The 21,366-nt window shown below is 50.5% G+C and carries 23 protein-coding genes; 2 read left to right on the forward strand and 21 right to left on the reverse strand.

From position 1 onward, the window contains the following. Positions 1-102 precede the first annotated feature (102 nt). Genes ACI7RC_RS13640 through ACI7RC_RS13660 form a run of 5 tightly spaced genes read right to left on the reverse strand, consistent with a single transcriptional unit; the run spans position 103 to position 5,610 of the window. Positions 103-1,671: an ABC transporter substrate-binding protein gene (locus ACI7RC_RS13640; protein ID WP_408108779.1), complete on the reverse strand. Its 1,569-nt coding sequence runs from the start codon at positions 1,669-1,671 to the stop codon at positions 103-105. A 47-nt stretch (positions 1,672-1,718) separates the two neighbouring features. Continuing rightward, on the reverse strand, positions 1,719-2,702 hold the full coding sequence (locus tag ACI7RC_RS13645; RefSeq protein ID WP_408108780.1) for an ABC transporter ATP-binding protein: 984 nt from the start codon (positions 2,700-2,702) through the stop codon (positions 1,719-1,721). Continuing rightward, positions 2,686-3,702: an ABC transporter ATP-binding protein gene (locus ACI7RC_RS13650; RefSeq protein ID WP_408108781.1), complete on the reverse strand. Its 1,017-nt coding sequence runs from the start codon at positions 3,700-3,702 to the stop codon at positions 2,686-2,688. The genes ACI7RC_RS13645 and ACI7RC_RS13650 overlap by 17 nt, the downstream gene beginning before the upstream one ends. Before the next feature lie 42 nt (positions 3,703-3,744). Beyond that, positions 3,745-4,644, reverse strand: coding sequence for an ABC transporter permease (locus ACI7RC_RS13655; RefSeq protein ID WP_408108782.1), 900 nt, complete (start codon positions 4,642-4,644; stop codon positions 3,745-3,747). Positions 4,645-4,659: 15 nt separating this feature from the next. Next, positions 4,660-5,610, reverse strand: coding sequence for an ABC transporter permease (locus tag ACI7RC_RS13660; RefSeq protein WP_408108783.1), 951 nt, complete (start codon positions 5,608-5,610; stop codon positions 4,660-4,662). Between the two features lie 382 nt (positions 5,611-5,992). On the opposite strand from ACI7RC_RS13660, the gene ACI7RC_RS13665 reads away from it, so the two are divergent. Then, complete coding sequence (locus ACI7RC_RS13665; protein WP_408108784.1) at positions 5,993-6,391, forward strand: cupredoxin domain-containing protein; 399 nt, start codon at positions 5,993-5,995, stop codon at positions 6,389-6,391. 72 nt (positions 6,392-6,463) lie between these two features. On the opposite strand, the gene ACI7RC_RS13670 is transcribed toward ACI7RC_RS13665, so the two are convergent. From ACI7RC_RS13670 to ACI7RC_RS13745, 16 genes are all read right to left on the reverse strand, one after another. Further along, on the reverse strand, positions 6,464-7,402 hold the full coding sequence (locus ACI7RC_RS13670) for a 4-hydroxy-3-methylbut-2-enyl diphosphate reductase (protein ID WP_408108785.1): 939 nt from the start codon (positions 7,400-7,402) through the stop codon (positions 6,464-6,466). A gap of 23 nt (positions 7,403-7,425) precedes the next feature. After that, on the reverse strand, positions 7,426-8,367 hold the full coding sequence (panE, locus tag ACI7RC_RS13675; protein WP_408108786.1) for a 2-dehydropantoate 2-reductase: 942 nt from the start codon (positions 8,365-8,367) through the stop codon (positions 7,426-7,428). An 11-nt stretch (positions 8,368-8,378) separates the two neighbouring features. Continuing rightward, complete coding sequence (locus ACI7RC_RS13680; RefSeq protein WP_408108787.1) at positions 8,379-9,467, reverse strand: quinone-dependent dihydroorotate dehydrogenase; 1,089 nt, start codon at positions 9,465-9,467, stop codon at positions 8,379-8,381. A 129-nt stretch (positions 9,468-9,596) separates the two neighbouring features. Continuing rightward, positions 9,597-10,721 carry an alanine dehydrogenase gene (gene ald / locus ACI7RC_RS13685; protein WP_408108788.1) on the reverse strand — a complete coding sequence of 375 codons (1,125 nt, stop codon included), beginning with the start codon at positions 10,719-10,721 and terminating at the stop codon, positions 9,597-9,599. Positions 10,722-10,858: 137 nt separating this feature from the next. Continuing rightward, positions 10,859-12,091, reverse strand: a complete 1,233-nt coding sequence (locus tag ACI7RC_RS13690; RefSeq protein ID WP_408108789.1) for a PucR family transcriptional regulator — start codon at positions 12,089-12,091, stop codon at positions 10,859-10,861. 83 nt (positions 12,092-12,174) lie between these two features. After that, positions 12,175-12,528: a response regulator gene (locus tag ACI7RC_RS13695; protein WP_408108790.1), complete on the reverse strand. Its 354-nt coding sequence runs from the start codon at positions 12,526-12,528 to the stop codon at positions 12,175-12,177. 153 nt (positions 12,529-12,681) lie between these two features. Then, positions 12,682-12,819 (reverse strand): hypothetical protein, encoded by a 138-nt coding sequence (locus ACI7RC_RS13700; protein ID WP_019121325.1) that lies wholly within the window; start codon positions 12,817-12,819, stop codon positions 12,682-12,684. Between the two features lie 39 nt (positions 12,820-12,858). Beyond that, positions 12,859-13,203 (reverse strand): spore coat protein, encoded by a 345-nt coding sequence (locus ACI7RC_RS13705; RefSeq protein ID WP_408108870.1) that lies wholly within the window; start codon positions 13,201-13,203, stop codon positions 12,859-12,861. An 18-nt stretch (positions 13,204-13,221) separates the two neighbouring features. Further along, positions 13,222-13,515, reverse strand: coding sequence for a hypothetical protein (locus ACI7RC_RS13710; RefSeq protein ID WP_408108791.1), 294 nt, complete (start codon positions 13,513-13,515; stop codon positions 13,222-13,224). A 147-nt stretch (positions 13,516-13,662) separates the two neighbouring features. Then, positions 13,663-14,319: a response regulator gene (locus tag ACI7RC_RS13715; RefSeq protein ID WP_408108792.1), complete on the reverse strand. Its 657-nt coding sequence runs from the start codon at positions 14,317-14,319 to the stop codon at positions 13,663-13,665. Next, entirely contained in the window at positions 14,291-15,385 is a 1,095-nt protein-coding gene (locus tag ACI7RC_RS13720) for a PAS domain-containing sensor histidine kinase (RefSeq protein ID WP_408108793.1), read from the reverse strand. Before ACI7RC_RS13720 ends, ACI7RC_RS13715 begins: the two co-directional genes overlap by 29 nt. Positions 15,386-15,489: 104 nt before the next feature. Further along, positions 15,490-15,927, reverse strand: coding sequence for a hypothetical protein (locus ACI7RC_RS13725; RefSeq protein WP_408108794.1), 438 nt, complete (start codon positions 15,925-15,927; stop codon positions 15,490-15,492). Between the two features lie 147 nt (positions 15,928-16,074). Beyond that, the gene (locus ACI7RC_RS13730; protein WP_408108795.1) at positions 16,075-17,748 is read right to left on the reverse strand and encodes a b(o/a)3-type cytochrome-c oxidase subunit 1; all 1,674 of its coding nucleotides are present in this window, start codon (positions 17,746-17,748) and stop codon (positions 16,075-16,077) included. Beyond that, on the reverse strand, positions 17,748-18,236 hold the full coding sequence (locus tag ACI7RC_RS13735; protein ID WP_408108796.1) for a cytochrome c oxidase subunit II: 489 nt from the start codon (positions 18,234-18,236) through the stop codon (positions 17,748-17,750). The genes ACI7RC_RS13730 and ACI7RC_RS13735 overlap by 1 nt, the downstream gene beginning before the upstream one ends. Positions 18,237-18,278: 42 nt before the next feature. Beyond that, positions 18,279-18,422, reverse strand: a complete 144-nt coding sequence (locus ACI7RC_RS13740; protein ID WP_408108797.1) for a cytochrome c oxidase subunit 2A — start codon at positions 18,420-18,422, stop codon at positions 18,279-18,281. A gap of 379 nt (positions 18,423-18,801) precedes the next feature. Next, positions 18,802-19,953 carry an iron-containing alcohol dehydrogenase family protein gene (locus ACI7RC_RS13745; RefSeq protein ID WP_408108798.1) on the reverse strand — a complete coding sequence of 384 codons (1,152 nt, stop codon included), beginning with the start codon at positions 19,951-19,953 and terminating at the stop codon, positions 18,802-18,804. Positions 19,954-20,239: 286 nt separating this feature from the next. On the opposite strand from ACI7RC_RS13745, the gene ACI7RC_RS13750 reads away from it, so the two are divergent. After that, positions 20,240-21,349, forward strand: coding sequence for an ABC transporter substrate-binding protein (locus ACI7RC_RS13750; protein WP_408108799.1), 1,110 nt, complete (start codon positions 20,240-20,242; stop codon positions 21,347-21,349). Positions 21,350-21,366: the final 17 nt, after the last annotated feature.

A 21,366-nucleotide genomic window follows, 5' to 3' on the forward strand; every position in this document is an offset into this window, starting at 1 on the left:
ATATCGCTGGGCTCCCTCTCAATTTCCAAAATTTTGGAATAAAAATAGGAAGACGCTAAGGTTTGCCGACCTCGTCTTCCTATTTTCCCTATAGATTTCCGTTTATTTTACCATTTTTGCATTCCAGAAAACTGGTCCTGCGAAGCCCATTATTCCCTCTACCTTGTCCGATGCGCCATATAGGGTTTGGTAGTTACTTAGTATCGTTACAGGCAGATGCTCCTTCCATGCATGCTCTTGCAATTCATTCCATAGTTTCGTCGCTTCCTCTTGGGAAGATGCATCCTTAATGCCCTTCAACAAATCGATCGACTTAGCGTCAGTAATCCCCCCGGCATAAGTAGAGCTAAGATAGAGAAGTTGCGGCGGCGTATTTACGTATGCTGCTCCAGCGACCAATGCATCCCAATCTCCCACTTTACTTTGTTTCTCCTGTACGGTTGGCCAATCATAGACCTCTAACTTCACATTCATTCCAAGCTGTGTTAATTGTTCCTGGATGATAACTGCCGCATTATAAAAATGAGGGTAGTCTCGTGATGTCAAAATCTTGAATTCTTCATTATTATAACCTATTTCCTCTAATATTTTTTTCGCTTTCTCAGGATTTTTCTGGTTATAGAATTCACTGCCTGCATCACTCGCCCAGTTCTTCATATTATAATACATGTACCCGGGTTTTAAATTGTATAGGTCGTCCGTCGTAAAGGTCGCATGCATCACTTTATCTAAATCCAATGCCGTGTTAATCGCTTCCCGCATCTTGAAATTAGATGAAAGACCCTTTTTTTCATTATAGTACATAACGAGTTGGCCATAGTTATCTAAAACCGGTCTCAAATTCGGGGAATTTTTCAATTGTTCATAGTTGTCAAAGTTAATGGTATAAGCAAAGTCATACTTTCCTGTTTGCAGACCAGTCAATCGCGTAGAAGCATCCTTCACAACTTCAAAATATAAATCGTCAATCAAGGCTTCTTTCTTACCAGCCAGTCCATCCGGTTTTCCCTCGGCAGATTGATAGCCATCGTATTTCGTAAAATGAATGTATTGATCCTGTTTCCATTCTACAAATTTGTAAGGGCCTGTCCCAATATATTCAGACACCCCTGAAGGAGTCGCTGCATCAACCACCGATTTCGGCATAATGGCAGCTGCCATATTTGGTGAAGCCATGGCGTCTAAAGCAAGTACGGAGGGCTGCGCTAAATGTAAGACAACGGTGTAATTATCCTTCGCTTCGAAAGCAGCCCCTTCAAAGATTTTGCCCGCTGACGATGACTTCTGTGCCCATCGGGTCATCGAGGCAACGACATCCTCCGCCGTCATCTCATTGCCATTATGGAATTTAACCCCTTTTCTCAAATGAAACGTAATCGTTTTATGATCGTCACTCACGTCATAAGATTCAGCAAGACTAGGTGCGACTTGGTAGGATGAATCGACAGTGACAAGGGTTTCAAAGACCAATCTCGCCATATCACGCGAGACAGCAGTTGAACTAATTGGCTGGTCGATTGTCGGCGGCTGAACGGATAAGGCAATCCTTAATTCTTTCGGTTTGTTATCACTCTTATCACCTGCATTCGTTGCTGGTTCTGAGCCGCATCCTGCGATCACAAGCATCATCGCTAAAACCAGGATGAATATTCTAAGCTTTCTCTTTTTCATTTCCTACATCTCCCCGTTTTGCATTTTTTTTAATGAAGGATAAACCATTAATGCAAATGACAAGCCACAATGTGTCTCTTCAAAACCTCTTTCTTGACAGGTACTTCGGTCTTGCATATATCCATGACAAATGGACAGCGTGTATGAAAAACACATCCGCTTGGAGGAGATAATGGAGAAGGAAGTTCACCCTTTAAGACGATCCGTTCTCTCTTCACCCTTGGGTTGGGCAGCGGTACTGCAGCTAACAGTGCTTTCGTATAGGGATGAAGCGGATTTTCAAATAAGCTGTCGGTGGGCGCTTCTTCAACGAGCCCTCCCAAATACATCACACCGATTCGATCGGAGATATGGCGGACCACACTAATATCGTGGGCAATAAAAAGGTAAGTCAGCTTCATCTCGTTTTGTAATTCCCGCAATAAATTGATGATTTGCGACTGAATGGATACATCAAGAGCAGAAACGGGTTCATCCGCAATCAATATTTTGGGATTCACGACTAAAGCTCTTGCAAGCCCGATCCGTTGCCTCTGCCCTCCGGAAAGCTCGTGTGGATATCGGTAATAATGATCCACTCGCATCCCTACTTTATGCAAGATATCCATCACAATTTCAGTACGTTCTTTTTTATTGCCCATAGAGTGGATCGCTAATGGCTCTTCTAATATACTTCCTATACGCTTGCGGGGGTTTAGAGATGAATAAGGATCCTGAAACACCATTTGCAACTCTTTTCTCATGTTGTGCAGATCTTTACCCGTCAGTCGAAAAATATCTTGATTTTTATAAAACGCACTCCCATCTGTTGGCTCAATCAAACGTAATATCATTCTTCCAGTCGTACTTTTACCACAACCTGATTCACCGACTAACCCAAAAGTTTCCCCCTCATAGAGCTGGAAAGAAACATTATTGACAGCCTTAACGTGTCCTTTTATCCCGCCTAGTGCCCCTTTCACAGGAAAATGTTTCTTTAGCCCTTGAACATCCAGCAATGGGGTTTGGGACTCATCAGTTTGAAGTGGCATACTGCTCTCTCCCTTCGCTTGCTATTTTGTCGGCATGCCAACATCTGACTTTTTGAGATTTTGTAATCGACTTGAGTTCCGGCATCTTCTCTTTACACAAATCATCGGCATAGGGACAACGCGGGGCAAAGCGACACCCTTTCGGAATATTGTCCAGGGCAGGGACAACCCCTTTAATGACATGTAATTTTTGCGAACGATCCCCATCTAATTGCGGTATGGATTTAATCAACCCATTTGTATACGGGTGAAGCGGATTTGTAAATAGACTGTCGGTATCCGCTTCTTCGACGATCTGACCAAGGTACATAACGACAACACGCGAACATATTTCAGCAACGACTCCAAGATCGTGGGTAATAAAGATAACTCCCATCCCGAGATCTTGATTCAATTGGACGATGAGGTCCAGGATTTGCGATTGAATCGTAACATCCAACGCCGTCGTTGGTTCATCGGCTATCAAGAGCTTCGGTTGGCAAGAGAGCGCAAGGGCAATCATCACTCGCTGCTGCATCCCGCCTGATAACTGATGCGGATATTCGTTGACTCGTTTTTCTGGCGCCGGAATCCCAGTAAGTCTTAGCATCTCTACTGCCTTTGCATAAGCTTCCTTTTTAGAAACTTTCTGATGCAGCAAAATAGATTCGGCGATTTGGTAGCCGATGGTGTACACCGGGTTGAGCGAACTGAGAGGATCCTGAAAAATCATCGCAATATAATTTCCACGAATTTCCTGCATCTTATCCGTCGAAAGTTGAAGCAAATTTGTCCCTCTAAAGTTAATTTCACCTTCGTATTGTGCAGTATGCTTTTCATCAAACAGCCTCAAAATAGACTGGGAAGTTACACTTTTTCCACATCCTGATTCCCCAACAACGCCTAATATTTCACCTTCCTCAACATGGAAACTAACCCCATCCACTGCTGTGACACGACCGCGTTCTGTATGAAAATGGGTTTTCAGCTCTTTTACATTTAAGAGAGGCTGTTTATGCACGAAAATCACCCTATCTCGTTTTTTAGCCTGTATCTATTTGATTTATTTTTTTCCTTTGGCAGTGTGTGGATCGATTAAGTCACGAAATCCATCACCTAGCAGATTTAATCCTAATACAGATAAAATAATGGTAATGCCTGGAAATACAGTCATCCACCAAGCATTAAAAATGACCATCTTGCCATCGTATAAAATATTTCCCCAACTTGGATCCGGTGCTGGAACCCCTGCTCCCAAAAAACTCAATGCCGCTTCAATAATAATCGCATCCGCAAAAATAAAAGTGGCTTGAATAACTAATGGCGAAATCGTGTTAGGCAAAATGTGCATCCATATAATCCGCAATTGGCTTGCCCCTTGAGCTTTCATCGCTTCAATATACGTTTGCTCTCGAACAACGATTGCCGCTGAGCGAATGACGCGTGCGATTAAAGGGGTAAACACGATCGTCAATGCGGTAACCACATTTTGGGTATTAGGACCTAACGCTGCCATCAATGCAATGGCTAATAAAATGGCGGGGATGGCCATCAGGCCGTCGCAAATACGCATGAGAATATGATCGAGGGTACGGTAATAACCCGCATATAACCCGATAACCAATCCAAAAAGAGAGGAGAGTGCGGCTACGGAAAAGCCAACTCCCATCGTAACTTTCGCTCCGTATACGATACGTGTTAAGAGATCACGGCCAAATTCGTCGGTCCCTAACCAATGAATGGCATTCGGTGCTTTCAGACGATCCATGACTTCCATTTGATACGGACTATAGGGCACGAGTAATGGCCCAATAAAGGCCAATGCTGTTAAAAAAATAAGAATGAGGCCTCCACTGACCATTTGTTTATTCGTTAAAAGTCGCCGGATAAATAATTGTCTTTGTGATCTTTTTAACTCTTTTTTGATATGGGACTGTTGAGCGATTTCTGCAATGACCTCCATATTTATCCCGCCTTTCTATTTTGAATGTAAACGGACACGAGGATTAATGTAGCCATATAACAAGTCGACGATTAAGTTGATAAATACGTACGCAGCAGTTATAAATAACACGACTCCCTGGATGACGGCATAGTCACGTCGTTCAACCGCATTGATAATCAACTGACCAATTCCAGGAATATTAAAAATCGTTTCTGTTACAACAGCACCAGCCACCAAAGTGCCAAAGGTTTGACCAATCACCGTCAAGATCGGAAGAAAGGCATTGCGCAAGGCGTGTTTGTATATGACCTGATGTTCTTTGACGCCTTTTGCACGAGCTGTTTTAATAAAATTTGCACTAAGAACATCCAACATAGATGTTCGTGTCATGCGCGCTATAATGGCAGCCTGGATGGCACCCAATGATATTGCCGGCATGATGAGGTACTTTAGATGATTCCACAATCCATCACTTAAGGGTTGATAGCCTGCTACGGGCAGCCATTTCAATTGAACGCCGAACAGTAAGATTAAAAAAAGACCAAGCAAAAAACTAGGCACTGCCATCCCCACTAATGAGAGTCCCATAATGGATTGATCGGTCATTGCCCCCCGATTTTTCGCTGCTAAAATACCAGCAGGAATAGCAATCAATAAGGCCACGATCTGAGCCAGAATGGAAAGGGAAAGGGTTGGTACCAGATGACTTGTAATGGAGCTAAATACTGACTGTTTCATAAAATAAGAGTTGCCTAAATCCCCCTGAACAACATGGCCCACCCATTTCAAATATTGTTGAAATACGGGTTGATCAAGACCAAGATTCGTGCGCATTTCCTGGATTTGTTCAGGTGTTGCTTCTTCTCCCAACATAACGGAAGCTGGATCACCAGGAGTGAGATGAATAATCAAAAAGATGACCACTGAAACGACAAATAAAACGGGTATAAGTGAAAGAAAGCGCTTAAATATGTATACATGCAAAGGTAACTCCTCCTTTTGTTAATCAATGTTTGAGCTGCTGCCATACACTGCCTTTCCATTCAATGTTCCCATCGTAATCCAAAGGGAAATACTCCTGATATTTGTTCAACATGCGAGAATATTTCGAAAGTTTTAGTTAGGTATTATTTCCCTCCGGTAATTATAGTATAGTGTTACTTTATTGACAAGATTTAAAATAGTCAAAAACTCACGAATTTAAAGTAATCAATAGTTTTACTTCCATAGTTTCCAAACTTTAGGGACATTATGTACGCCGTGGTATGTTGATCGTTGTCAATACCCACCCCCTGTTTTTTCCACTCATACAAAACTGGGTTTCCTTCCCATACTAGGAGTATCTGCGAATAAGGAGATGACTGTCATGTCTAACCGGTTTCCGCGATTACACCTGGTAGGGTACCCCCTGTTTGCCTTGGGGATGATCCTCTCCCTGCTGTCCCTTCACGGCTTTTCCTCGTCTAAAACCTCCACTGCGTCCACCGGGGTCAAGCTGCAGTCGGTAACGATTACCAGCTCCGGCTTTTTGCCGCAAACATTAAAATACCACGAAGGAGAAAACATTTCCCTCGTGGTAGTCAATACAGACCAACGTCCGCATAACCTCGTCATCAAGTCGCTGCAGATCGAGTCGCCCTCCTTGAAACAGGGGGAAGCGACTACGCTGTCCTTCACGGCAGCCAAGAAAGGCGCTTACTCGTTCTACTCGGACGCGCCGGGCTACCCGGAGGCCGGATATCGGGGGACACTCGTCATTGAGTAGCAGGAGTCCGGCGAAACGGACCGAAGCGGATCAAGAGCAGCGGGATCAACCCCAACACAGTGATCACCGCCGTTATCCCTTCACGGTTGGAAGCAGTTTATCCATATTGACTGTCCGCTTTTTCTCCCATGTCGCAGGATCAGCCTCATCGTACTGTTCGAGGAAGTTGATGACCTCTTTGGTCAACGGCGTCGGCGTAGAGGCACCGGACGTGACGGCTACTTTTTTCTTGCCGTGCAGCCACTCCAGATCCAGTTCAGACAAGTCGCCGATTCGGTAGGCAGGAACGCCGGAGATCTCATCTGCTACCTGGGCCAGCCGGTTGGAGTTGTTGCTGCGCGGATCACCCACGACAATGCACAGGTCTGCCTCCCCTGCCTGCGCAGCTACGGCTTCCTGCCTTACCTGTGTCGCCAGACAGATCTCATTGTGAATTTCCACCTGGGGAAAGCGCTGGACAATCGCATCCATCAGGTGTTTCACGTCCCATTGGCTCATCGTCGTCTGATTGGTGACGATCAGCTTATCCGTCGGGAGCTGCAGCCCCTCGATCTCTTCCACTGTCTGCACCAGGTGGACGCGGTCAGGAGCGATGCCTATGGCCCCCTCCGGTTCCGGGTGCCCTTTTTTGCCGATGTAGATGACGTGGTAGCCCTCCGCCACTTTTTCTCTGATCAAATCATGCGTTTTCGTTACGTCCGGGCAGGTGGCGTCGACGATCGTCAAACCTTTTTCCTTTGCCCGCTTGCGCACTTCAGGCGATACGCCGTGCGCCGTAAAAATGACGGTCCCTTTGTCGATTTGCTCCAGCAAGGCCAGACGGTCCTCGCCATCCAGCGTGATAATGCCTTCTTTGCGAAATGCCTCGACCACATGGGCATTGTGTACGATCATGCCGAGAATGTGGATCGGGCGCGGAAGATCAAAATTTTTCGCCGTCGTCAGCGCCAAAACCATCGCGTCGACAACGCCGTAACAGTATCCTCGCGGCGAGATTCGAATCACTTCCATCAGGCAGCCCTCCTTCCCCTTTATTATACCTCTTCCCGGGCGGCGCGCTTGATTTCGTAGACTTTTAGATTATTGTAAACAATCTGCAGAAGCGGTGCGCTCACTCCGTGCTGCTCAGCCAAACGGAGCAGGTACCCCTGCAAGTGATCCGCTTCGACAGGCAGCCCCTTTTCCATGTCGCGCAGCATTGATGATTTCATTTTATATCCTTGTTTTCCAAAAGTATCCATTTGTTTATCGACAATCTGGCTGTCAATCGACGCTCCCGTCGCGCGGATCACGGCGGCTGTCTCCTCAAACAATTGGCGAGTCAGCTCCGGGCCGTACTGCGACTCCCGGATCGGTCCGACAGCGGCCTGCATGAGCGTCGTCATCCCTGACATCGTCGCGATGAACATGTACTTGTGCCACATCTCCCGCACGATATCTTCACTCAAGACGTAGCTGGCGTTGGCGTCGGCGAACAGCTCTTCCAGCGCCTCTACCCTGGATGAGCGGCCGCCCCGCCACTCTCCGTACAGCAACCGGTGGACAGGACTTGTCTGAATGACGTCCCCGTGCTCGTTCAACGTCGATTCGATAAAGCAAAGACCGCCCAGCACGCGTTCCTCGCCAAACCTTTGCTGCAGCAGCTCCATGTGGGCGATGCCGTTTAAAAGCGGTAAAATCAAGCTGTGCTCTCCCACATAGGGGGCGACACTTTCCACGGCTGCCAGCAGTTGTTCGCTGCTGTACGCCTTAGTCGACAACATGATGAGATCGTACGGCTCTACTGCCTCACCGCTGGTGATCACGTTCGGCTCCAGACGGACATCGCCGTGGACGCTCTCGATTCGCAGGCCTCTCTCCGCCAACTGCTGCTTCCGTTTCTCCCGGACCAAAAAAGTCACGTCCGCTCCCTTTTCAGCCAGTCGTCCGCCAAAATAGCCGCCTACCGCTCCGGCTCCCAGCACGAGTACCTTCATCAGAATCCCTCCTATTTATGATCTGCGCCCACCGCTTCGCTGATCGTGGCAAAGCCGTCCCGCTCCATCAACTGCAGCAGCCGCTTGTTGATTCGCTTGACGATGCCCGGCCCCTCAAAGATCATCCCGGTATAGACCTGCACCAAGCTGGCCCCGGCGCGAATTTTTTCGTAGGCGTCATCCCCGGTAAAAATCCCGCCGACGCCGATGATCGGCAGTTTGCCGCCTACCTCCTGGTAAATTTCGCTGATCCATGCCGTCGAACGCTGGGTCAGCGGCCTGCCGCTCAGACCTCCGGCTTCATCGGCGTGGACGCGTTCAGACAGACCGTCGCGGGATAAAGTCGTGTTAGTCGCGATTATCCCGGACATTTTTTCTTCCAGCGCGACGCGGATGACATCGTGCATCTGTTCATCCGACATGTCAGGCGCTACCTTCAACAAAATCGGCTTGGCCTTGACTCCCCTCTTCTCCAGCTCCGTCGCTTTGCTGCGAACCCGGCGCAGCAGTTCCCGCAGGCTTTCTGTCTGCTGCAGGTCGCGAAGATTCGGCGTGTTGGGAGAGCTGACGTTGATCACGAAGTAATGGCCGTAGCGGTACAACATGTCCAGGCACTTTTCATAGTCATCGGCCGCCAACTCGTTTGGCGTCGTCTTGTTTTTTCCAATATTTACGCCGACCGGTACGTCGGCAAACGCATAATCTATCAAGCTTTGGGCGGCGATATACGCTCCCTTGTTGTTAAACCCCATGCGGTTGATCACCGCTTTGTCATCCACCAGGCGAAACAGGCGCGGGCGGCTGTTTCCCGGCTGGGCGATCGGCGTAATCGTCCCTGTCTCGATGAATCCAAATCCCAGCGCCGCCAAAGCGAGGTACACCTCTGCATTTTTGTCGTATCCCGCTGCCAGTCCGACAGGGTTAGGAAACTTCAACCCCCATAACTCAGTCGCCAAACGTTTGTCGCGAAACCCGTACAACAGCCGCATCAAGGCCGTCCCCGCCGGATTCTTCTGAGCAAGGTGCAGCGCTTCGATGGTCTTTTCATGTGCTTCCTCCGGGTCAAGCCCAAACAGATACTTCTTCATTAGTTGGTACAAGTTTAGCCCACTCCCTGTTGCATTTTATCTGCCTTAGAGCATACCACATTCCACATTAATAGAAAACAAAAACAGGACCTCACCCGAGTAAGCGGGGTGGGTCCTGCCTGATTGTATCAAGGCCTGTTCTTAATTTTTTACCAGCAAGACATCTTGAATGGAATGATATGGCAATCCGTGCGCTTCCGCCACTGATTTATAAACGACTTTGCCATCGATGACGTTTACGCCCTTGGCCAGAGCAGCGTTTTGGATGACGGCATCTCGGTACCCTTTGTTGGCGAGTTGGAGAGCGTATGCCATCGTCACATTGGTCAGAGCCAGCGTGGATGTACGGGCGACTGCACCAGGCATATTGGCTACAGAGTAGTGGATGACGCCGTGTTTTTCGAAGGTTGGGTTGTCATGTGTGGTAATCCGGTCGCTGGTGGCGATGCAGCCGCCTTGGTCGATTGCCACGTCGACGATGACCGAACCCGGGGACATCGTTTTGACCATCTCTTCCGTAACGAGACGCGGAGCGCGGGCACCAGGGATGAGCACGGCGCCGATCAGCAGGTCGGCTTTCTTGACGGCATTGGCAATGTTGTAGCTGTTGGACATCAGGGTTTGCACCTTGCCCTGGAACAGGTCGTCCAACTGGCGCAAGCGATCTGCACTGATGTCGAGGATGGTCACGTTAGCGCCCAGTCCCGCAGCCATTTTAGCCGCGTTGGTACCGACGATTCCGCCTCCGACAATCACGACTTCGCCCTTCGGCACGCCCGGAACGCCGCTCAACAAAACGCCTTTTCCGCCGTAGATTTTTTCCAGGAACTGCGCACCGATCTGCACGGACATGCGTCCTGCAACCTCACTCATCGGCGTGAGCAGCGGCAGAGCACCGTTGTCCAACTGAATGGTTTCATATGCAATCGCGATGACCTTCTTGTCCATCAGGGCTTTGGTCAACTCCGGCTCCGGCGCGAGGTGCAGATAGGTAAAGAGGATCAGTCCTTCGCGGAAATACTGGTATTCGGACGCGATCGGTTCTTTTACCTTCATCACCATATCCGCTGCCCAAGCATCTGCTGCCGACGGGACGATTTTTGCTCCTTCGGCGGCGTAGTCGCTGTCATTGAAACCGCTTCCGAGACCAGCGTTTGTTTCGACCAGCACCTGATGTCCGTTCTGGACGAGAGCCGTTACCCCCGCGGGAGTGAGAGCGACGCGATTTTCATTGTTTTTTATCTCTTTGGGAACACCGACGATCATGAGAAAAGCCTCCTTTTACATCCGCTAAATTCTTGCATATCTTTATTGTACTGCGACTTTTTTGATTTCTCATTGGTGATTCCCTTGATTCTACGGTTGTTCATTTGTGGATTTTCACAAAACGCCGTCACAGTTGACTACTCCCGCAATTTCTCCAGCTTCAGATCGAGGTAAAGGCTGGTCCGTTGATTTTGATCCTCCAGGTCTACGCCGGTAATCTCTTCAATCCTCCGCAGGCGATAGCTCAGCGTATTGATGTGGATGTGCAGCTTTTGTGCCGTGACGCTGGCCTTGCCGGCGGCATCGAGAAAGCTTTCCAGCGTTTCCGTCAAGTTGGTCAGGTTTTCGCGGTCGTACTGGCGCAAAAGCGAAAGACGTTCGTTTTCGTACCCTTCCGCATCAGCCCATTTTTTTAGCTGGGGCAAAAAGCGGTATATCCCCAAATCGCGAAAGCCGTGCACATGCCTGGTCTCCACCGGAAACAACCGTTTGATCTGCAGGACCTGCAGCGCTTCCTGATAACCGTGTTCGATATCGCGATACGTTTTGTGGGCGCAGCCGTAGACTTCTGTCACTTTGTGTTCTTTGCCAAACCGATCGCGGATCTGGGAAAGCAGCTCCGTCAAAAACTGTTCGGCGTACTGGGCCAGGGTTACGCCCTCCGCTTCGGCGACAGGAGACAGGCCAAACAGCATGATGATCTGCTGTCCGTCTGTCACCCACAGCAGTTTGTGCCGCTTTAACCACGGATAGAGAAGCTGTTCCAACTGCGGTACCGTCGATTCGACGATGCATACCAGGAAGGGTGTGGGAAGCCGCAGCTGCAGACTGTCTGCCTTCTGCTTGATCGCGGCCTCGCTCGTGTGATTGCCGAGCAGCAGTTCCCAGAAAAACTCCTTTCGCCGCTGTTCTTCCGCCTTCCCTTTCCCCTGCCGTTGAAGCAGGCGAGGGACAGCCGCTTTTGCCGCTTGCCGCAGCACTTCATCGTCTTCTGCAGTAATCGCCCGATTTACTTCCTGCGCCCAGATGTAGCCGAGGATATCCGGCCCTTTGCGAATCGCGATGGCCACCCGCTTTCCGAGGCCCACTTCATCCTTTGCGGGAATGTGAACCGGGTCATCCTGGGTGAAAAGCTGTTGGAACACTCCGTCCTTCCACAGCCTGGTCAGCACCTTTTCCGGAACGCGGCGGCCCAGGATCGTGGATGACCGCGCCAGATCCGTGCTCTCCCCGTGCGAGCTGTAAGCGATCAGCTTGTGGTCCACATCTTCAATCGTGATGGGATTTTGCAGCAGTTCGCCGATCACATCGGCCAGCTCGTCTATGTCAGCATGTTGAAATTGCAAAAAGTAATTCGGTTGTGAGGTCATTCGAGATTCACGCCCTCTTTTAAGTAGCTTCGCTTGGACTCTTGCAACAAAGGAGCCGTTTCCTATTATAACGCCTCGCGTCTCTACACCCAACGGGCAATAGCATCGAGCAGCCTTTCTTTTTGGAAAGGTTTGGTGATAAAGTCTTTCGCTCCGCATTTGATTGCTTCCAGCACCATTTGGCGGTATCCGATTGCCGAACATATCAGAATTTTCGCATTTGGGTCGAAAGAAAGAATCCGTCTCAGGGCCTCGATCCCCTCCATGTCCGGCATGCTGATGTCCATCGTCACAATATCCGGCGACAACCGTTTATACAGGTCAACTCCTTCAAAGCCGTTAGCCGCTTCTCCGCACACCTCATGAACGCCTTCTAACATTTTTGCAAGCAAATGTCGCATAAAAGCTGCATCGTCAACTATTAGCACCCGAGCCACCGTGACCCTCCTCGACGATCCTCTATTTTACCTTTAACTTATACAGAAACAAATGGAATTGTCTATTCCTTTTTTCAAGGGAGTACACTTTTCAAGGATGCAAAAAGGCAGCCGCCCGGTTCGTCCGGCCGGCTGCCCTGTTCCACTTCCCCGTTATAAAATCGGGGTATGTGCTTGCGGATTATCGGGCGTTTGCGGATGGGGTGTCGTCTCCCCGATTTCAGGCAGGTCTACCTGGGTAAATTCGTCAGGGACATCTACCTGGGGAATTTCCGGAATCGGTTTTTCCATGTCTGCCCTCCTTCCAACCTGGATCAGACCAGGGGCTGTTTATTGCATGGTTGCCTGATAGGGGAATTGCGTGGAGTAACCGCTGAACTGCTGATAAGCTTGATCCAGTTTTTGCTGGTCTTCCGCCTCCAGCTTGTACCAGCCCTTTTGAAACATCAAGTCAAACATATTTCGCTGACATTGATGCGTCTCGTTGAGAATCGTCATCATGTCCTGGTAAAGCTGGTTGTGGCTCGCCTCCCGCACAGCCGTGTTAAAACTGTCTGTCAGGTATTTCTCCGTGGCCAAAATATCGTTCAAGCGATCCCGGTCGTTCATTTCCGGCCCTTTTACCTGCGGTTCGTTCGGCGGTTTCGGGTTTTTTATCTGATTGTTTTGCATCAACACGATTCACGCGCCTCCTTATTGGGAACCTACAGGCTGCGGTACGCCTGTCATCGCCTGCAGATTGTTGTTCTTGCAGTGTTTGAGCAGCAAGTTATAGTGGCGCAGATGCATTTGTCCGGCCCTGTCGATCGCCTGTCCAATCTGGGGATCGGTACACTCTTTGGCAAAGTGGGCGCACTTCTTCATTGCCAGCAGGGTCCAGGACATGGCGTCCTTGAGATAGGCCAAGTCTTTCGTCGTGACAACCGCCGGCGGGGTCATCATCATCGGCTGTTGTTGCTGTTGCGGCTGTCCGGTGGTTTGCAGCATAAAAAAACACTACTCCTTTCACCCGTTTATTGGTTCAAAGGTAGTGTTTGCAAAGTAAACCTTTTTCATGTAACCTCTTTCAGCCGGTCGGCATTAGCCCGATCCCGCTCATCAACGCAGCCTGCTCCTCCGCTGCTCCCGGGCTTTTCATTCAAGATCTAAAAGCCCCTTCTTTAACGCGTACTTCACGAGTTCCGGCCTGCTTTTTACCTGCAGCTTTTCCATGACGTGGGCTTTATGTGTTTCTACCGTTTTGACGGACACGTGCAGCAGCTCGGCAATCTCTTTGTTGGAGTAGCCCTTGGCAATGTAGGTGAGGATTTCCCGCTCCCGCTCCGTGAGAACCTGGTAATCGTCCAGGTCCTTGCCCTGGTCGACCCGATGCAGAAATTCCTGGATCAGGGTTCTGGCAGCGGAAGGGTACAAGTACGCCGCACCCTGGTGCACTGTCCGGATCGCAGCGATTAATTCATTGTCCGCAGCGCTTTTCAAGATATACCCTGACGCTCCTGCCTTCAGGATGCGAAAGAGGTATTCCTCGTCATCATGCATCGTCAAAACCAGGACGTTGATCTCCGGCTTCGCTTCTTTCAGCCTGGCAGTGGCAGATAACCCGTTTTCGCCAGGCGGCATGCTCAGATCCATGATAACCACATCCGGGTTTAATCTGACGGACTTGTCAAACGCCTCTTTGCCGTCTGCCGCCGTATCGATCACTTCCATATCCGGCTGTGCCTGGATCAGCATCGACAGCCCTGTCCGGACGACAGCGTGATCATCCGCGAGTATGATCCTGATCGACATAAGAATCTTCACCGCCTTCGTTCAATGGTACGGCTACGTACACCTCTGTTCCTTCCCCCGGCTTGGAGCGAATCTGCAGCAATCCTCCGATCAGGTGGGCTCGTTCCTTCATCCCGTACAACCCGAGCCCGGTCCCCTGTACCTCCAATTTGTCAGGGTTAAAGCCGCATCCGGCATCCTTGATGCACAGCTCTACCTTCTCACCGGTATCCAGCAGCGAGACTTCTATTGTATCCGTCTGAGCGTACTTGGCAGCGTTCGTCATCGCTTCCTGGCAGATGCGGTACAACGCGGTTTCCACCTCGGGACGAAAACGCCTCCTGCCGCCGGCAGCTTGAAAGGTTGAGATGATGCCAAACGTTTGCTCGAACCGTTTGACGTACGAGCGGATCGCCGGCGCCAACCCGAGATCGTCCAGGGTCGAGGGGCGAAGCTCTACCGCCATGTGTTTGACCTCATCCAAAGCGCTGGACGCGAGCTGATCCATGTCAGCCAGCAGTTTGCGCATGGAATCCTCCATCTCAAGCCCGTTCACAACTCTTAATCCGACCAGGACGCTGTATAACGTTTGTCCGATACTGTCGTGCAATTCCCGGGAAATTCGCCTGCGCTCGTCTTCCTGGGCCTGGATCATCCTGCTGCTCATCATCCGGCGAAACCGTTCCCGCTCGATTCGCTGCTGCTCGGTCATATCGCGCAAGATCAGTGCCAACGCCCCCATGGCTTCGTCCGGAAGGCGGGTCGAACTGGCGGCGACGGGAAATTCCTCTCCGCTCTTGGTCCGCAGGCGCATCTCAAAAGACGCCAATCGCAGCTGACTGGCAAAGCAGTCCTCACAAGCGGCTTCCTGTGTACACGTTGCCATCCCGCGGCAAATCGTACATAAGTGTACCTTGCCGACCAACTCCTCCGACGTCCAGCCCGTCAGCCGCTCGGCAGCTTGGTTGACGCCAATCAGAAAACCGTTGGTATCGACAATCAAGACGGCATCCGACATATGCTCAAACAGGGTTTCCAAAAAATGGCCCTTGGCGGTATTCTCACCGATCCAATTCAATGTGCCCATGACTTTCCTCCCAAGAAATATCTCCTTGGTGCTTCTGTATAAGACCATTATATCGCTCGCTTGCCGATTAGCCGGAATCCAACTGTGTCCTTTTTGGGAAACTTTCACATGAAAAGTCTGTAAGAGGGATGGGCCAGTTCCCCGGCCTCAGCGATAATGCGCAAGACCGCTTCAGAGTTCAGTTGGCGATCCTCCCTGCATCCTGCCAGCAGCACACCGGCCCCCTGTCCAGCCGGACCGAACGGCACGATGACAGCAGAGGTCAGGTTCTCTGCCAACAAGATCGGGTAGTTGCTGGGGTCATCTCCGCTCCGCGGAGCAAATGCATGGTAGATGACCGGGCAGCGCGACATGATCGCCTTCCCGACAAATCCTTTCCCCGTACGCGTGACGATTCGCTTGTAGCGGTCATTCCTGTTTCCCGATACGTACCTCCAAAAAAGCCGGTTCTTCCCATCAGGCAATGCCAAAGCGACAAAATCTGCGGAGGTTTCCTTTCTGAGCTGATGAAGCCTGACTTCAATCTCTTCCCGCTGCCCCACCGCATACTCCCCCTTTCCGGAAAGCGTCTGTACATGCAAGTCGTCCACCAGGAATAACAGGGTTGTTAGAGGAAAACGCCTCCGCTTGGCACGGAGGCGATCAAACTGACTGCAAACAGCATCTTGCTCACGCTCTGATCTAGCTGCCTACCAGGTGCGGATCGGCGGCGAACCGGGCGGAACATGGGTGACTTGATCCATAATCGGCATTCCGTAGGCGATAAGGATCAAGAAAACCGAAATGCCAATCCATACCGGCCATTTCTCCAGAATCCGCGGAGTGACCAGAGAGCCGGCCGCCTCTTCGCCGATCGGATACTCAGTCACACCCTTGGGTGCAAAGTATGCGAGGTAGATGACGATCCCGACCATCAACGCGGCAGCCAGGAAGAGCAGCACACCGCCAATCGCCATCAGTTGGTGGTACGGCATCCAGCCCAGGGCGGCGGCGCTGTCGCCATACGTCGTATAAGCCGTGCGGCGTGGGGCTCCCATCAGCCCGAGGTAGTGCATCGATCCGGACATGATCAGCATCCCGATCGTCCACAGCACGGTTTGCAGGATGCCGAGACGGTTGATGCCGGCCGTCAGCGTTCTTCCCGTCAGAGCCGGGATCAGCCAATAGCTGACTCCGAAAAAGGTTAGGGTGACACTGGTCGCTGCCGTCAAGTGGAAGTGGCCGGTGACCCAGATCGTGTTGTGGACGACCTGGTTCAACTGGTTGCTGGCGTTGATAATGCCGCCTGCCCCAGCCGGGATAAACGTCAGCATCCCGATCATCGGGGCAAAAAAACGCACGTCCTTCCACGGTAAATAGGTAAACCAGCCGAACAGTCCTTTTGCCCCTTTGGCCCGGCCGGTCGTCTCAAATACGGCGAACAGCGAGAACGCCGTCATCAGCGTTGGAACGACCACCGCAAAAGTCAGGATGACGTGGACAAATTTCCAGTCGGCAGAGACGCCGGGTTCCGTCAGCTGATGGTGAAACCCGACCGGTATCGAGAACAGAATCAAGAGCAAAAACGAGAGTCTGGCAAGCGAATCGCTAAACAGCTTTCCGCCGATAATGCGCGGAATGTTGACGTACCAGGCGATATAAGCCGGCATCAGCCAGAAGTACACCAACGGATGGCCAAAATACCAGAACAGCGTGCGAGTCAAGAGGACGTTGACACGATCGACCCAGCCAAACGACCAGGGGATCAGTAAAAAGACCACCGATACGGCAACGCCAATCGTCGCGATAAACCACAGGACGATCGTCGCGACCGCCATAAACGAGAACAGCGGCGAAGGCTTCCCGGGATTCCGTTTCCGCCAAGCCCGGTAACTGGCAATAATGCCGATCCCTGCGACCCAGCTTCCCACCACGAGCAGCGCCGTGCCGATGTAGAAATACGGAGAAGCTTTCATCGGCGCGTAAAAGGTGTACAGCACAGACGCGTCATTGAGCAGGATCGTCACGACGCCCATCAGCGTACCTACCGTCATCAGCGCCCAACCTACCCAGCCCAATCGGAGCGATGCCGGCGTCAAGGCCCCGCCTGTCGTCCGGGCAACGCCGGAGAAGAGGAACCCGACGATAAAAAAGGTCGTAAACACCAGTCCCATCAAAACGCCGTGAGCCGTCAGCAGTTGATAGTAGTTGATCCCGCCCGGCAAAGTGACCATTCCGCCGCGGACAAGCCCCTGCAGGACACCGGCAATCGCGGCAAGTCCAAATGCGATAAACGCGATCAACAGATACGCCATGCTAAGCGAAGAAGCGGCCCGGTCTACACGTGCCTTTTGAACGGCCGCCGTATCTTTGCGTTCCTCCATCACGATTCCTCTCCTTCCTTACCCTTGACCACGATCCGGGTCGCCATCACTTGGTGGCCAATCCCGCAATACTCGTTGCACAGGATCAAATACTCTCCCGGATCGGAAAATGTATGCGTCAACGTACTGATATAGCCTGGCGTGATCATCATGTTGACGTTGGTGCCGGGAATGGCAAATCCGTGCACCACGTCTTTGCTGGTCACCTTGAACGTGACCTTGGCTCCTGCCGGAATTTCGATCTCATTTGGCGTATAACCGAAAATAAATGCCGTCATTACAAGCTCATATTCGTTGTCGCCCACCTGCTTCAAACCCGGGTTGTCAAACGGCGGCGTTTGATCCACCTTCGTCGGGTCGATCATCTCCATGTGGCTGGGCGGCGTCATTCCCATGGCGAAGCTGTTTACCGATAAGATGAGAAGAAAGAGAACGAGGACCCCGCCTCCGAACAACAGCCAGATTTTTTCATACTTGTGCAAGTGCATTTGTTTCTCCCTCCATCCTTGCCGTAATTCTGCCCCTCGCCCCTAGCTGCGGCTGAGAAACAGAAAAAATATGCCGAACCAACTGACGACGATAAATGCCCCGACCAGCAGCACCGAGACAAGCGTTCCTTTCAGCGATGTGTTGCTGCCCGTCTTTTCCTTGAACTGCGGCACGTTTCGACTCACTTGCTTCAACCTCCTTTACTTCCTCATTCTAGAGCGAAGCAGCAGGAGAGTATGTCGGGGAACTCCCTGATAACCAAAAGGAAAAAGCCTGATTTTTGCTGACGACAAAAAACCAGGCCTCTCCTCGCTTGAAAGAGGAGCCAAGTTCGACGAGTATTCATATATTTAACTGAAGGAAAAACTTTTGCATCTAGAAAACAACGGGCAGGGAGTGATCTGGCATGCTGACCGAGCGCTGCGAGCGTTTTTTCCTGGTGTTGCTGCTCGTGTTTTTCTGCCTTTTTATCATGGCGCCGTAATAGGTTCACAGAAAAAAGAACGAGCTTCCTTGAGGGCGGGAGGCTCATTCTTATGGTGAGTTTCCTTTCGGATCAAACAATCAATACGCGGCTTCCAATAACCGAATGATATCTTCTTTGTTGGTTTCCCTTGGATTTGTTCTCAGAACGACCTCTTTCAAGGCATCCTCGGCGATCCGCTCAAACTGCTCCCGCTTGACGCCAGCTTGTCCTAACGACGGAATATTTACAGTCTCGGCGAGCCGCTTTACAGCCTCTACAAGCTTTGCCGAAGCTTCCTCCTCCGCAAGTCCTTCTGGGCCAAGTCCGATCGTCTTGGCGATTATCCCGTATTTTTGCGCTACTGTTTTGAGTTGGGCGTTGTACTCCATGACATACGGAAGAACCGACGCATTGGCAACTCCGTGAGGCAATCCGCAATGGACGCTGAGCGGATGGGCTATGGCATGGACAAGACCTAAATGAGCAGAATTAAAAGCCATTCCGGCCAATACATTTCCCAGCATCATCGCCGAGCGAGCTTCAACATTGCTGCCGTCGCGATATGCGGTCCCTAAGTGGCGGAAAATGTACTCGATTGCCTGCAGGGCATATAAATCTGTGGGAACCGAGGCTTCTTTGGAGACGAATGATTCGATTGCATGTGTCAGCGCATCCATTCCCGTCGCTGCCGTAATCGCCGGAGGCAGGCCATAAGTCAGCTCCGGGTCGACGAGAGCCGCCGCTGCTGATACATGGCGGCCCGAGATTCCTTTCTTCTTTAAGCCGATCGTGTCCGTGATAACAGCTACATCCGTGACTTCCGACCCTGTTCCAGCCGTTGTCGGAATCGCAATTAACGGCTTTGTCGGATGGCTGACGATATCGCGTCCGAAGTACTGCCGAACCTGTCCTGGATTGGATAACAAGACATTAATGGCTTTGGCGCAATCCATCGAACTTCCTCCGCCGATGGCAACGACTCCGTCGACATCCGTTTCTCTCGCCAAAGCGGCCCCCTGCTCCACCGTTTGGTCTTCCGGATTCGGCTGAACCTTGTCAAATAAAATCGTTTCAATCCCAGCCTCATGTATATTGCTTACGACTCGATCGACAATGCCTGCTGATTGTACGCCCCGATCAAATACACAAAACACTTTCTTCATCTGATAGCTTTGCAAGACTTCGCCAATTTTCCTGGAACTGCCCGCACCAAAAATGACTTTCGTCGGAACACTGAACGTAAATTCCATCAAAATTCCCCCCTGATGTTTCAATAAATGAATCAAGACTGCAGAAGTTTCACAAGTTTGACAGTAGTTTGACATTATCAATTGACATTAGACATATCTTATTTTAAAATATCAGATATGTAAACAGTGTTTTATATTTAAAACATAACGAAAAACAACGATAAGAGAAAAGGGTGGTCTATGGCTCGCACGAATGTTTCGTGTTACCGGGTTGCTTCCATTGAAAACGGTTTCAACTTCAGGAATCATATTTTCTACTCACTCTAAATTGTAAAGGGGACTCATCATGATGAAAGCAAAATTAAAGTTGGCAAGTTTTGCACTTCTAGCGAGCGTGATGGTTTTTACTGGATGCGGCAGTCCGGGGACAAACAGCAACACTAGTAATGCCGGGCAGCCAAGTCAAGGTGCTGCTGAAAAAACGGAAAGCAAACAGGTAACACAATTGACGTTTAGTGAACCTGTCCGGGTGCTATCCTTTGCTCCTTTATACGTCGCCATTGAAAAAGGCTACTTAAAAGAGGAAGGATTCGACGCAAAAATCGTTTCCGGCGGCGGCGGCGCACAGGTTTCCGCCACGCTCATCTCCGGCCAGGCCCAATTCGGCGTCGCGGCTCCCCAAGCTGCTCTGAAATCGATGGGAGTCGGCAAGGAAACAACCGTGATACAGTCCATCAACTCGTCATTGACTTATGATATTGTGCTTTCAAACAAATATCTGGAGAAAAAAGGGCTTGATCCGACGAAGCCTTTGTCGCTGAAGGAAAAGGTCGAAGCTTTAAAAGGCGCCACCATGGCGACCGATAACATCGGCGATTCCGGAGACGTATTCATGCGTTATCTGATGGAACTTTACGGCCAAAATCCAGATGATCTGAAAGTGGTCAAACTGGCCGGCCGCGGCCCCAAAATTGGTGCGATGAAGGAAGGCGTCATCGACGGCGGCATCAACAGCGCCCCATTCTCGCTCGAAGCCAGCGATAAAAATGTCGGGGCCCAGTGGATTAAAACAATGGACGTGCCCGAATATTCCAATATGACCTGGGAACTGATCTTTACGATGAAAGATTACGCGGAAAAAAATGAGGATCAAATCGTCAAAGTCGTCAGGGCGATCGGCAAAGGCATTGAATTCACCCGGGAAAATCCAGAAGAAGCGGCAAGCTTAATCGCGAAAAAGTACTTTGACGGAACGGATGAGAAACTTATCCAAGAAGGATTGAAGCAGCTGAACGGAACGTTTGTCGGACATGGAGAGATGACCCAGGAAGCCTGGGAAAACGCGGTTAAGCCGATGGTTGAATACTCGGATTTGACCGGGCTGCCAAAAGAAGTGGATACGACTCCCGGCAAGTTTTGGACAAATAAATACATCGAAGAGGCATTCAAAAATTAATTTGAGGATGTGGATGA

The organism is Brevibacillus sp. B_LB10_24, assembly GCF_046036945.1.
In the GTDB taxonomy this organism is placed as follows: domain Bacteria; phylum Bacillota; class Bacilli; order Brevibacillales; family Brevibacillaceae; genus Brevibacillus_C.